This is a genomic window from Paracoccus sp. R12_2 (assembly GCF_017744015.1).
Lineage (GTDB): Bacteria > Pseudomonadota > Alphaproteobacteria > Rhodobacterales > Rhodobacteraceae > Paracoccus.
This window is the reverse complement of the sequence record NZ_JAGHRA010000012.1, coordinates 113535-127580: the sequence shown is the minus strand read 5'-3', so window position 1 is coordinate 127580 and position 14046 is coordinate 113535. Positions and strand designations below refer to the sequence as shown.

The following is a 14046-nucleotide window of genomic DNA, read 5'->3' as shown; positions in this document are numbered from 1 at the left end:
ATGGCTCTGGTCCTACAACAATGAGCGCCCAAACATGGGCAACGGCGGGATGACACCCGCACAGAAACTGAGAATGGCCGCGTAAATTCTACGACCAAGCCCCCACAAAAATGGGGGGATTACCGCAGGTCGGCGACGGTGCCGGTCCATGACGGGCCGCCCGCCACCATCAGCATCGCCGCTCTGGACCGGACCGCACGTGAGATCACCCTCAAGGCCGGGGCAGCGAAGGCGCATCTTCTATCGGACCGCCTGACGCTCCACCCGGACTGGCCGCTCAACACCGGTGTCATCGCCGCTGCCCTGCGCGATGTAATTGCCGACCAATGCGGGCCGCGCCGATTCACGGCCGTCGACGATCTGTTGTCCCGCGCGGCGCCGCGACTGACGACCGGTGCGAAGCCTGACCTGCTGGATGGCGCTGATCCGGTCGCGGGCACGATTGCGGCCGTGGGCGCGATGGACGGCACCGTGCTGCCGATCCAGGGGCCGCCGGGCACCGGCAAGACCTATGTCACCGCGCGCGCGATCCTGTCTCTGGTGCGCAAGGGGCACCGCGTCGGCGTCGCATCGAACAGCCACGAGGCCATCAGGAATGTGCTGATGGGCTGTCTCGCCGCGCTGGAAGACGACGATCCGGACATCACTCTGGAAGACGCCGAATTGGCCCACAAGGTGAGCGGCGACGAGGATGGCTATCCCGAAGGCTTCACCGGCATCACGCGGGCCACGTCCAACGACGATCCTGCGTTGACGGAGGCCCATGTCGTTGGGGGCACCGCATTCTTCTTCTCGCGCCCGGAGTTCGAGCAGACCCTGGACTGGCTCTTCGTCGACGAGGCAGGACAGGTCGGTCTCGCCAACATGGTCGCCATGGGGCGTGCCGCGCGGAACATCGTGCTGGTCGGCGACCCGCGCCAGCTACCGCAGGTGATCCAGGGCGCGCATCCGGACCCCGCAAACCTCTCCTGCCTCGACTGGATGCTGGGCGATCACGCGACGGTGCCGCCGGACCGCGGCATCTTCCTGCCTGTCTCGCGACGAATGCATCCAGACGTCTGCCGTTTCATTTCCGATCAGGTCTATGAGGGACGGCTGACCAGCCACCCCGACACCGCGCGCCAGGCCGTGGCCGGGGCCGCGTTTCCCCCGGCGGGTGCGTTCTGGGTGCCGGTCCTGCATGAGGGCAATGCCCAGATCGCGCCAGAGGAAGTCGCGGCCATCCATTCTGCCGCTCATGAACTGCTGACGGGCGCTTGGACGGAGAAGGACGGCACGACGCGTCCCATGCGTCAGTCCGACATCATCGTGGTCGCGCCCTACAACGCACAGGTGAACGCCCTGCGCGAGGCGCTGCCCGAGGGCATTCGCGTCGGCACCGTGGACAAGTTCCAGGGACAGGAAGCGCCCGTCTGCCTGGTCTCGATGACAGCGTCATCGGCCGAGGAAACGCCGCGCGGCATGGACTTCCTGTTCTCCCTCAACCGGATCAACGTGGCGGTCTCGCGCGCAAAGGGGCTGGCGCTGGTCTTCGGCGCACCGCGTCTGCGCGAGGCGAAATGCGAGACGGTCGAGCAGATGCGGCTGGTGAACACGCTCTGTGCTCTGCCAGTATTCAAACAGAACGAAAGAGGAAGTGCATGAGCGAGAACGAGTGGTTTGTAATGCGTCCGCAGAAGGCTCAGGCCTATGGCCGCCCCGAGGCCGGTGGCTTCCTTGTCCGCAAGGGCTCGACGGCGATGCGGGAGGGCTCCCCTCGTGTGAAGCGGGACCGCGAGGAGCGTGACCGTCTAGTTCGGCAGGCAGTCCTCGTCCCGGACAGTGACCCTGACTTGTATCGTTTTTCGCGCGATCACCTCTTCGGCAGCTCCAGTGTGGCCGGGGGCATCGTCAAGGATGGCAATTGCAGCGGCCCCCAAAGCTGGCGCAGGCTCAGTGATCACAAGACGATCAAGGACGTCCTAGGGTGAGTAACGTCGGAACCAACACCAGCGTCTCGGGCTCTAAATCAGATGTAGTTGTAGGCAGCGTGGCCGAGATCGAATACGTCAAGTCGCTTGCGGCGCGGAAGATCCGCGGTTTCAGAGGGACAATTGATGAACGGGGTGAATATCTTGACGAGGTATACCAAAGCAACGCGAGGCTCACCGCGAATATTGCTTCCGACTACCGTGACCGGTTTCTCATCGAGCTGATCCAGAACGCCTACGACGCCCATCCAGTGGGGACCCGGGATGGTCAGATAAATGTCATTCTCGATATGCGAGAAGGCGAGTTTGGCACTCTCTTTGTCGCAAACAAGGGGCGGCCCTTCGCCGAAGGGAATGTTAAAGACCTCTGTGACATTGGGCTTTCGCGGAAGCCCTTGGGCGAGTCGATCGGCAACAAGGGCCTCGGTTTCCGCAGTGTGGTGCAGATCACGGACGCACCCTCCGTCTATTCACAGTCTTTAGCGACAGCGTCAGAGAGCCATTTTTCAGGATTCTGTTTCAGGTTTGCGGGGCCTGACGACTATGCGGAGCTGATTGACGATCGCAGACATCTTCAACTCGCTAGTCGCGATCTTCCGATATTCCACATCCCCATCTGGATCGACGAGCAAACTCGATCGATTCGTGACTTTGCCGAAGAAGGCTTCTCCACCGTCATTCAGTTACCGTTGCGCGATGCAGTGGCCACGGAGTCGGTACGGCGGCAAATCATTGATCTGCACGACCAAAAGGTTCCGATGTTGCTCTTCCTGGAGCGCGCGTCTTCGCTAGCCGTTCGCATCGTGGCCGAGGCCGGGCAAGTAGAGACCGAATTGGCTTTTACCCGATCGGAAGACGTCTACAACGTGGCAGGCTTGCAACTTGCGCGCGTTGACTTAGGAGGCGCGGGAACGTTCTTCATGGCGCGGCGGCTTGTAGCCGAGTCCAAGATGAAGGACGCCATCGAGAAGGGGATCGCCCGCAAGGAATTGAACGAACACTGGGAGAGGTGGGCAGGCGATGGAGAAGTGGCGGTCGCAGTTCGTCTCGACGCCGTCGTCCAGACACCACGGCTCTACACCTTTTTGCCGATGGGCGAACAAGCTAACGCCCCGTTCGCTGGCCATCTTCATGGCAGCTTCTTCCCCTCGTCCAACCGAAAGCATCTGAACGCCCGCATCAAGCTAAACGCCCTTTTGCTGACGGAGGCTACATCTCTTGCCGCTGAGGCGATTGATCATTTAGTCAATTTTCCTTCAGGCAAGACAGCCGAGTGGCTGACAAGTAAGGAGCGCGCGACCGCAGTTGTCGATCTGCTGTGCTGGGCTCAGGTAGGAAGCCTGGAAACTGATGAGGACCTTCCAGCAAAGGTGGCCGACCGTCTCACCGTGCTTTTTGGTGTTGATGACTTCCAGGACGCTCCTCTCGTGCCTTGTCTGGCACCTAGGACGGAAGAGCATCTGCTGACGTGGCAACCGCCAACATCTGCACGTCGATGGCCGGAAGGACACGAGGTATTCTCGGCAGAGGTCGCCGCGGAAGCTGCGGACCGCATCAAGTTTCGACCGATATGGGATCAACTGGCTGACCGGCTGGAGCAGCTTGACAGATACCTTGCGGAACATGCGGACAGCTACCCAGGGCTCCCCAAAGCTGATGAGCGCGCGCGCCTTGTGAGCATCGTTGCAAAGACTATCAGCTCTGAGCGCAAGCCGACAAAGTCCAAGTGGCTGCAATACTATTCTGAACTCCCCACCTTCATGGGCAAGGACGGCAGGCACTTGGCAGGGTCGCCGGCACTCTTGGGTGACGATGGTGAGCTCCACGCAGCAATGGCGAGCGAACCCCGTCAAGCTGCCAGCGACCAGACAACTCGCCGTCGCCGCACACCCCAAACAGCGGTATTTTCGCCGCCCGATCCGCGTAGGGTCGATGGTGAGGATGACCTAGATGTTGAGCCGCCCAAGAAACTTTCGCGACGTTTCGCGTTTCTCTCACCGACATTGCCATGGCACGGAGAGCTGGCCCCTACGCGTAGCTATCTAGAGCAGCACAGACTCGTCGAGGAATTTGATCGCGACGCGATCCTGGCGCACCTCTCCCGAACTCTCCAGCGTGAGCGTAATAAGGAGGTACTTAAAGGCGGCCTGAGATGGGCATTTCAACTCTGGAGGCAACCAAGGGCTTACGGCCGTGCCTTTCGGATGCAATCTCAGCATCGTTTCAGTGTGCCAACATTGGATGGAAATTATATCCCAGCAGGGGAGGCGATCTTCTCTGCCGGCTGGCCAAAAGAAACTGCGGGTGAGCTATTACAGTCATTCTTGGACACTGCCCCGCAGGGGCTTCCCGATATTGAAAGATTGGCACATCGCCGATTGGCTGCGCCTGACCATCCTGCATTTCGAGGACGTTGGATCGACGACTGGGTTCAGTTTTTGGCGGAGCTTGGTGTTGCCTCCGGATTAAAACCGGAAATCAGAAGCGCCAAGAAAACAAACTTCCCCGCACACGAAGTCTCAAATTTTTCCTTTTTGGAAAACTACGGTATCCCAAAAGAATTCGGAAGTCAGTGGAGCGAAGCGATTGCGTCGCTGAACCCGTCTCTTCTTCATCTTCCGTCCGGCACGACTTACGTGATTAATGGCGACCTGTCTTGGCTCCCAGGTCAAGCGGATGTTGAAGCCTTTTCGCCGAAGTGCGCAGCTTGTTACGCAATGCTTGTCCTAAGATGGCTTTCTGAGACTTCTAATTTTCCGTCAGAGGTTGAGGTTCACCACCACTTTACCAGATGGGCAGATCGGAGGGATTGGCCGTCACCGGCAATGGCATTTCTAGTCTCAGCGAAATGGTTTCCAATCGAGGATCCAGGACCTTCTGGCGCAGAGCCAGTCGTTGTGCGACCATCCGAGGTATGGATGTTCGATGGTGGCAGCGAACGCTTCGTGCCATTTCTTCGGCGACCAGTCGTTTCAATCCGACGTCAACTGGAACGGGCATCCGAACGGCTAATCCAAAATCTCAAAGTCCACGCAGGGCTGCGCATCTTCAATGATCCTGCGGTCCTGCCGGCCCAGTTGGAGTTCCTTGCACAGCAATATGTTGGCGAGGGATTTGACAGATTTTTTGAACGCCATCTCGTCAATTTATACAATCGGAGTTGGTTGCTACTTGCCAACGAAGCCACCGATCTCGATCGGAAGGCAGCCCCATCGCGTATCCTGGCGAAAAGAGGGCAAGCTCTACACCTTGTCACGATACCTCAGCAGGCCGGTGAAGAGGGTGAAGTCGTTTATGTTTGTGATACTGAGCGTGAGGGGGATGTCAGCCTGCTCGAAGCCAGTGGAAGGCTATTTTTCGATCTGAAAGAAGGGGAGCCCAAACGCATAGGCCAGCTGTTGGAAGCGCTCTATGGCAATGCGGTGAGGCGGCTTTCGAACGTAGAATATTCGCTCCTCGCAGACGGCCGCGATATTGAACTGAGCGATGTAACGCCTCTCCTAACGATATGCCCTCAGCTGCGAGCGATGCTGGCGATCGCGATGGAGGCGCTAAACGGCACAGAGGCACAGCGTCTTCCGTCTGACCGCACCCTTGTTCTGGCACGACTTGAGAGACTGCTGGCAAAAAAAGCCGGCAAGCTAAGCTTCAACATCGACGGCATTGACGTGTCTGCTGACGAAGACACAAGCGCTTTCCACTTCCGGCTTTCAAGTGGTGAATCGGTGGTTGTGGTTGGAGCTGGAGGCGACTGGTCTTGGGATGTCTTGGATCGCTGCATGCCTGCGATAGCCGAGGCAGTAGGTTATCGATCTCTCGCGCCACACATGAGGTTGTTGGTGGCCCATGTCCGGAACCTAGGAACCCTTCGAGAAGCGGTGTCGGCGCCGTTCGATGATCTGAAGCGTTTCGCGAGTGTCTTGCAGCTGTCTCATACTGCAGCCGAGGCCGCGCGTGCCACAATAAGTGCTGGTTTGGAGCGCGTGGCACCATGGATAAGAGCAGTGCTGCACCTGGTGGCAGGACCACAAGCACTTCAAGATTTCGACGAAGAGGGTGCCGATGTCCTTAAGGATGCACTTGCTCTCGAACTCGCGCTTTCGAAACTGCTGAATGAAAAGGCTGTCACTGCGGACAAGGTTGTAGAAGTGGCCCGGACCGCGCTTGGCCCTAAGGATTTCCGCGAGGGGCTCCGGCTCGATTTTGCTGAATTCAATTCGAGCTTGATAGCGCTCGGGATGGAACCAGAAGCGTACCCTGACACCCACAGATCGCGCCTCGAAAACTTCATCCGTGTGAAGGAGGTAGAGATAACGGATTGTCTTCGCACGACTTCTGCGATGCGTCTGAAAAACATGGAACCAGCAGAGACCTATGGCGAACTCCGGGGGAGCTTTAGAAGCCTGGTGCCGGATCCTAAATGGCTGCTGGAGTTCGAAGAGCCGCCGCAACATGCTCTCGCAGCACTTGTGAACTCATGGCTTGCGGAACATGAGGCGCCGCCACTTGGTAATGCTGCCAAGAACCTTTCTCCTCTGTCCGAAGTACGCACGCACAATCACAAGTTTGTTCGAGAATTTATACTAGAGGCTGCGCCTATCGTGCGCGCATGGTGCGCGAAGAACGAGCCGGACGGATCTACACCCGCTTTGCTTGCGGATGATGAGGGTAATCATGTTCGCAAGCACCTCGACGACGTTGGTGTCCTGGATTTCCAGCCGTTGGACCAAAATGCGCTGTTGAGATGGCTCCATGTGCTTGAACTTTGGCCAACCGCGATGCCGCTCGCACTCGATCTCGAGGGGCTGGGACTCTCTGAGGGAGACCTGTCGACGGAGAGCGTACGAGCTCGCGAGGCCAATGAGGAGCGGAAGAGAGAAGCGCGCTCCGTCCCTTTCAACGGTCGTTTTATCGACCCAATCGGCGCCGACCTGTTTCAGATATCAGAAGAACTTGGTCGGACGCTTTCGACAAAAGTGTTGGGGAGGTCGCTCGGAACAATAACCGATCTTGCAGAACCCAACGGGTCCCCGACATCCAAGCCAAAAGAAGCAGGCGACCGCTCCCCCAAAGGCCGCAGACCGCGAGTTCCGGAAGAGAAAACGGAACTCATCGGTCGGCTTGGCGAGGTGACGATCTACCATTGGCTTAGGAAAATTCTACCCAATCAAGATATTGATGCGGCGTGGCGCTCAGAAAATGGCGAACTGATCACCGGCCGCAAGGGTCGAGACGGGTTGGGATACGATTTCGAGGTAAGCTACCGCAACCAGATCTGGCAGATCGAAGTAAAGGCTAGTCTTGACGATCCTCAGTCGTTTGAGATGGGCGAAACTGAGGTAGCAGCTGCACGAGCCGCAGCACGACCACGAAGCGGCGTCCAGTATAAGATTGCCTACGTCAGCTACGTCTCTGAACCCGCGCGAGCGATGATCGAAATGCTTCCAAACCCTATGTCTGAAGACGGGGCGCGTGTCTTAGAACTCCGCGGCGAGGGCATTCGATACGGCTTTCGTCGCAGCAAATCATGAGGGGCGGCACACCACTTCTCGTCCTGGAGAAGGTTGGATATCAGGCCCATCCCCTCCGCCACCACAAAATTCCTACACCAGCAATCATTGGGCGCGACACATCGTCGCTCTGCAGAATGTGAACCGCGATCTGCACAGGTTCAAAGCCACTTTTCGGCCTGGCTATGGGTGCATCATCGTGAACCGCGCCGTCTCAGAGTGGACCGGCGTGAGCCCGGAAACGGCGGTTCCGTCGCGCTTCCGGGTGGGGGCAATCAACCGAGCGGGCATCTGCTGTGACGATTGTGAGCGAAGACAACCATGTGATACCGACGATCTGCGTAAGCGTTCGCTGCGGACCACCGGCTGTTCAGTTTGGCGGCTCGAAGTTCCACGGCAGCAGGTCGTCGATGTCGCTTTGCGGGTGGCCGTTGGCGATCGCCGTGAGGGTGGCCTTGAGGTAGGCGAAGGGCTCGACGCCGTTTATCTTGCAGGTTCCGATCAGCGACGCGATGCGACCCCAGGCGACGCCGCCTTCGTCATGGCCGGCGAAGAGCGCGTTCTTGCGATTGAGGGCGATGGGGCGGATCAGGTTCTCGACCCTGTTGGAGTCGATTTCCACGCGTCCATCGGTCAGGAAGGTTTGCAGCCCATCCCAGTGGTTATGGATGTAGGTCAGCTTTTCGCCTAGCCGGGATTTGCTGGATATCTTGCGGCGTTGTGCCTGAAGCCAGTCGCCAAAGGCAGCGACCAGCGGCGCGGTGCGGGCCTGGCGGGCGGACAGACGCTGGCCGGGCGATCACCATGCGGGTGGGCTTCTCTCGCCAGGCTGCATTTGTCACTTTCGCGTCGATGCAGGCGGCGTTCCAAGGCCCTTGGGTGATCGCAACGATCTCGGCCTCCGACGCCGAAAGGTCCTGTGCGAAATTCTGGCGCACCCCTTCCTCCGACAGGGTCAAATAGCCGCCGTCGTCCTTTCGCAGATACGGCGCATAGGGGGCCGGCGGCAAATCGGCGGTCATGCTGGCAATCGACTGGCCGGCGTCCGGAACGAAGGCCGCCACGTAGACCAGCGAATTGACCTTGGGGTTGTTACCGGCTTCGGTAATGACCACGCCAGCCCAGCTATGGCCGACCAGCACGACCGGTCCGTCCACCTGATCAATGGCCCTGCGTGTTGCGTCCACATCAGCCTCCAGTGACGAAAGTGGGTTCTGCACGGAGACGACGTCAAGGCCCTTTTCACGTAGAAGCGGGATCACCTTCGACCAGCTTGATCCGTCCGCGAATGCCCCGTGCACCAGCACGACCGTCGGTGTGTCGGTCTGGGCCCAGGCGACAGAGCTTGTGGACATCAGTGCAGCAAGCGCGAGGCTGGAGAACTGTTTTTTCATCTTGGACTTCCTTTCAAGGATGAAATCCGGACCGTTCCGGACCGGAAAGGGAGCATAAAGACCCGACAACCGCTCACTAGGCCGGGGCTTTGATGCTGACTCGAAGGATAGTGGGGTGGGGTGAAGCAAGCCCGTTATCATCGGTTAGCCTGCATGATCGCTTGCGATGGCATGGCTTGCAGGCACGACGGAAAACGAACCTGCGCCCATCTGCCTCCAACCGAGTCCCTGGTGATCGAGAGAACCGATGAGAGCTCGAACTGGAGGTCCGCAATGCAGACATGTTAGGACGGTTTGCGTCTCGTGCGTAGCTGTCTACTTCCGCCAGTGCGGCGTGGCCCTGACTTCTGGCGAAGTCTTCAAAAAGCGAACCGGCAAGTGCCTGATCATACGTCCCGGCAAAGCCGGTTCGCTTGACAGCGTCCTGACGAAATGCTTAAGCTGAACCATACTAAAGAATGTGACCTTTATGATGGCTGAGGAAGGGTCTTTTGGCCAAGAAGCCAAGTCATATATCCGTTCAGCAAGATCTTCCTCGCGACGGGGTTGCTTTGCAGAATGCTGAGACTGTTGGCCCTGCGGTTGCAGCGCGCGGCATGGCGGGTGGTGTGGGCTTGGGGGCAAGTGCCGTCGGCATGGGGCTTGCGGCGCAAAGTGTCGGGCAAGATTTCACGATTGATCTTGCTGCCAGCCTGAAGGTCGTCGGCGAGGACGCCACCCAAGCGGACAATCAAGCGCCAGAAAGCAGCGATCAGCCTGGCACGGATACATTGGCCGCTCAGGACACGGGCCCGGCGGCGATGGATATAGCCGGGTCGGCAAATCCGGATCTCGATGTTCTTCCTCAGGATTCAGCGGAAGCGCCCAACATTGCCACACCGGCCTTCGCACCGCCCCTTTCTGGCCGCGAGCATCAAGGTGCCGGCGATCAGCAGATTACAACCGCGCGAAACACAGTCCCCGACCAGAACGACGCATCATCGCCGTTCCGAAGCGCGGCAGCCGACGAAGCCGCCTCGCCAGAATTCGTTCAAACGATTGAAGGCATATCCGAGATCGATCGGACCCCGCCGTCACAGCCCGAAGACATCAAGACCCGCAATGAGAATATCGGAAACGTCGCGCCGGAGAACGGCGATGGCTCCGATGTGGAAACAGCGACTGACGGAACAACCGGCGTGGTCGAAGCGGTCCTTGATCCGGTTCTCGGGTCTGTCGGCGACCTGACGGACGGTCTGTTGGGACAGGACGGGCTGGTTGGCGGCGTGCTGGATCCGGTTCTGGGCGAGGACGGCGTGGTCGAAGCGGTCCTTGATCCGGTTCTCGGCCCCGTCGGCGATCTGACGGACGACCTGTTGGGACAGGACGGGCTGGTTGGCGGCGTGCTGGATCCGGTTCTGGGCGAAGACGGCGTGGTTGAAGCGGTCCTTGATCCGGTTCTCGGGTCTGTCGGCGACCTGACGGACGGGCTGTTGGGACAGGACGGGCTGGTTGGCGGCGTGCTGGATCCGGTTCTGGGCGAGGACAGCGTGGTCGAAGCGGTCCTTGATCCGGTTCTCGGCCCCGTCGGCGATCTGACGGACGACCTGTTGGGACAAGGCGGGCTGCTTGGCGGCATGCTGGATCCGGCCCTAGGCGATGACGGGCTGGTCGACAGTGTCCTCGACCCGGTTCTGGGCGAGGACGGCGTGGTCGAAGCGGTCCTTGATCCGGTTCTCGGCCCCGTCGGCGGTGTGACGGACGGCCTGTTGGGACAAGGCGGGCTGCTTGGCGGCATTTTCAATCCGGCACCTGCACAAGACGGACCCACAAATCAGGCGCCCTCGCCCATACTTGGCGAAAACAGGCCTTCGAACGACGTGACAGGTCCTCTTGTCGAGGACGCGTCTATCGCGCGCACGGCACCTGCCGGTCAGGCGCTTCTGGAACCCGCCCTGGGTGACAACGGCATTCTGCCCGGCCTGATCGGTTCGGCAGGCGAGACGGTCGAGGCCGCGACGGATTCATTGTCCGGCGAACGTGGTCTTCCGGACGAGCAAACCGGTGGTCAACCGGGCGAGGGACGAAGCAGCGATGAGATGCCTCGCAGCGGTGTTTCCGATGCCGCCAAGGGTGACGATGGCGATCAGGAAGGCCTGACGGGTGCAGCTGACGCCGACCCAGTCGACCAGATATCCGCCACCACATCGGACGACCCGACAGAGGCCTTGCCTTCGGACGATGATGGCTTTCTCTCAGGTCTTCTGGCCGATCGGCCCTTTGCGGCAACCGGCCAGGGCGGCTCTTCCACGGATCTGGATCAATCGTTCTCGCGCATCTTCGAGGATCTGCTATCCGACGACGCGCCCGGCGGGTCCGGCACGGATCGCCTGGCCGCTGTCGAGGATCCGGTCGAAGACCTTCTTGACGGCCTTGGGCTGACTGGCGCATTGACGGGTGTGGTCGCCGAGGACGCTTCCGCCGGCGCGGCGGATTTCGATGCCGAGATCGACGACCTGCTGAACGAGATCATCGACAGCGGTGACCGGGCGAATGCGGGAATCACCGTGTCGTTCGACGAACTGCTGGATCTTGTCGATGAGAACCCGGTCGGAGGGGATCTGTTCGCCGAAGAAACCGATGTGGACCGCGCCTTGGCCACCATGTTCGGCGGTGACGCGGCGGATGCCGAGGCTGCTGGCTCGTTGATGATCGACGTTGCGGATACACCAGATGCCGCAGCAGCAGATGACGAACCCAAGTGATTCCGCCGTCGTCCGCAGTCAGCCCTATTGTCAGAGTCTAAGGTTCAGGACCCTTTCGTGGCGTGTTCATGGCCTGAACCGAGCGACGAATTCCGCAGCGCGACGGAAATCATGGGAGCCTGCAGCTAACGCATCGCGCAGTTCCGCCTGCTTTGGCGCAGGCACAAGCAAGTCGAGCAGATGACGCGTGCTTGCCTTGGCCGAACCCTTCGGCCGACGTGCGATTGTTGTTTGTCCCGCACGGTGCCGGGCATCACGCGGCCTCTTGGTCACCGTCGGTGCCATTCTGCACCCGTGTCAGCGCCTCGTTCACCGTGGCGGTATGGTGAACCAGGGGACGCCGCAGGCCATGGGTCACGAACACCCGCTGGATGTCGCGGCTGGCGCCGGTGAGCCACAACGCGACCCCCTGCTTCTGCGCCTTGTGCGCGAGCCCTTCGATCATGTTGGCGCCGGTCGAGTCAAGGAATGGAACGGCGGAAAAATCGACGATCAGCGCCTTGTGCGTGTCCTGGATGCGGTCGAGCACCGATCCGATCGAGGCCGTCGCGCCGAAAAACAGTGCACCGGTAATCCTGTAGATGACGACGTCGGGGTTCGCGGCCTGTTCCTCGTGGTACTCGCCGCGCGGGTGGACGCTGTCGGCCTCGTCGCGACCGACAAAGGCGCCGTCCGTCGCAATCTCGGTCATGCGACTCATGCGGTGAATGAAGAGCACCGAGCCGAGGGCGAAGCCGACCACGATGGCCTCGGTCAGGTTCCGAAATATGGTCAGGAAGAACGTCGCGCCGAGGACTGTCGCCTCGCCCCAGCCAGAGCGGATCAGGATCGCAATGGCCGGTTTTTCGATCATGTTCCAGGCCACGACCGCCAGAACCCCGGCAAGCGCCGCCAATGGGATGTAGGAAGCAAGCGGTGCCGCGACGAGCATGAACAGCAAGAGAAACAGGGCATGCAGCATGCCCGCCACCGGGCCATGCGCCCCGGCGCGGACATTGGTCGCGGTCCGCGCGATGGTGCCGGTCACGCAGAAGCCGCCGAACAGCGACGACCCGATATTGGCCGCGCCCTGCGCCACCAGTTCGCAGTTCGAGCGGTGGCGGCGGCCGGTCATGCCATCGGCGACGACCGCGGACAGCAGCGATTCGATGGCCCCCAGCAGGGTGAAGGAGATGGCGGCCGGCAGGACCGCGAGAATGGCTTCCATCGAGAGAGACGGCAGGGTGGGCTGAGGGAGCGACGATGGGATCCCGCCGAATTTCGTGCCGATCGTCTGCACCGGCAAGGACAGGAACATGGTCGCGACCGCGGCAAGGGCGACGGCGATCAGCATGCCCGGCCAGTGCGGACGCCAACGCCGCAGCCCAAGGATGACCGCGACAGTTGCCACGGAAACGACAAGGGCCGCTGGCGTCAGGCTGTCCCGAGCCTGCCAGAGCGCGGGGATCTTTTCCAGCAGCTCGCCCGGTTCATCGGTCAGCGTCAGGCCGAACAATTCCTTGACCTGACTGGCGAAGATGATGACTGCAACCCCCGCCGTGAACCCCACCGTGACAGGAAAGGGAATGAACTTGATGAAGGTGCCGAGGCGCAGGAACCCCAAGACCGCAAGCATCAGCCCCGAAAGGAACGTCGCGAGGATCAGCCCCTGCATCCCATGCTGGGTCACGGTGGCGGCGACGAGCACGATGAAGGCTCCGGCCGGCCCGCCGATCTGAAAGCGCGATCCGCCCAGCAGCGACACAAGGAAACCGCCGACGATGGCCGTATACAACCCCTGCGCCGGGGTCGCACCGGACGCGATGGCGATTGCCATCGAAAGCGGCAACGCGACGATTGCAACGGTCAAGCCGGCGATGGCATCCGCGCGCAGCTGCGTCATCCCATAACCCTCGCGCAGGACGGTGATCAGTTTGGGGGTGAAGAGCTCGGCGAAACTCGGATCGTCGATATGTCCGGTGGTCTGGTCTTTCATCTGTGGCCGCACCTTTGGGAAGGAAGCGGCGGGATCGTCGGCCTGGTGTCGGCGGTCGCCGTCGCGTGTTGAGGATCAGTGTCTTGACGGGGGCACCCTCAGTCGCACGCCACGTCCGCCCACCGTGCTGACGGCGCCTTCGCCAATCAGTTCAACACCGGCAAGTTCAAGGGCCGCGACAACCTTGGTCAGACTGTCGACGACGCCGCGCACGTTGCCGTGGCTGGCCTCCATGCGCTGAATCGTCGGGACGGAAAGTCCCGCCAATTCAGCCAAGGTCTTCTGGTCGATGCCAAGAAGGGTACGCGCGGCGCGCATCTGAGGTCCGGTAATCATGAAGCACATTCAGAATGGGATAAGCGTTATACTATTTATGCATAATGATATGTCAAATATCATCTAGCTTGGCTTAAAGTATTTAAGGTGAACGCGTGCGCGATGGCGAAGGTTTGC

The 14046-nt window shown here is 60.3% G+C and carries 6 protein-coding genes and 2 pseudogenes; 4 read left to right on the top strand and 4 right to left on the bottom strand.

The window, feature by feature from the left end:
- The first annotated feature begins 138 nt into the window (after window positions 1–138).
- Genes J7359_RS14455 through J7359_RS20250 form a run of 3 tightly spaced genes read left to right on the top strand, consistent with a single transcriptional unit; the run spans window position 139 to window position 7501 of the window.
- Complete coding sequence (locus tag J7359_RS14455) at window positions 139–1644, top strand: ATP-binding protein (protein ID WP_209057636.1); 1506 nt, start codon at window positions 139–141, stop codon at window positions 1642–1644.
- Entirely contained in the window at window positions 1641–1970 is a 330-nt protein-coding gene (locus tag J7359_RS14450) for a DUF4357 domain-containing protein (protein ID WP_209057635.1), read from the top strand. The genes J7359_RS14455 and J7359_RS14450 overlap by 4 nt, the downstream gene beginning before the upstream one ends.
- Window positions 1967–7501, top strand: coding sequence for a DUF3883 domain-containing protein (locus J7359_RS20250; RefSeq protein WP_209057634.1), 5535 nt, complete (start codon window positions 1967–1969; stop codon window positions 7499–7501). The genes J7359_RS14450 and J7359_RS20250 overlap by 4 nt, the downstream gene beginning before the upstream one ends.
- 349 nt (window positions 7502–7850) lie before the next feature.
- Here J7359_RS20250 and J7359_RS14440 read toward each other — a convergent pair.
- Window positions 7851–8267 (bottom strand): annotated as a pseudogene (locus J7359_RS14440) (transposase); the annotation flags it as partial.
- A gap of 67 nt (window positions 8268–8334) precedes the next feature.
- Window positions 8335–8835: pseudogene (locus tag J7359_RS19975) on the bottom strand (alpha/beta fold hydrolase); the annotation flags it as partial.
- Window positions 8836–9470: 635 nt separating this feature from the next.
- Between J7359_RS19975 and J7359_RS14435 the strand changes: the two are divergent.
- Window positions 9471–11618 carry a hypothetical protein gene (locus J7359_RS14435; RefSeq protein ID WP_209057633.1) on the top strand — a complete coding sequence of 716 codons (2148 nt, stop codon included), beginning with the start codon at window positions 9471–9473 and terminating at the stop codon, window positions 11616–11618.
- A gap of 253 nt (window positions 11619–11871) precedes the next feature.
- Here J7359_RS14435 and J7359_RS14430 read toward each other — a convergent pair whose 3' ends face one another.
- Together J7359_RS14430 and J7359_RS14425 are read right to left on the bottom strand one after the other, a co-directional pair.
- Window positions 11872–13593: a SulP family inorganic anion transporter gene (locus J7359_RS14430; RefSeq protein ID WP_209057631.1), complete on the bottom strand. Its 1722-nt coding sequence runs from the start codon at window positions 13591–13593 to the stop codon at window positions 11872–11874.
- A gap of 75 nt (window positions 13594–13668) precedes the next feature.
- Entirely contained in the window at window positions 13669–13911 is a 243-nt protein-coding gene (locus tag J7359_RS14425; protein WP_247740417.1) for a helix-turn-helix transcriptional regulator, read from the bottom strand.
- Window positions 13912–14046: the final 135 nt, after the last annotated feature.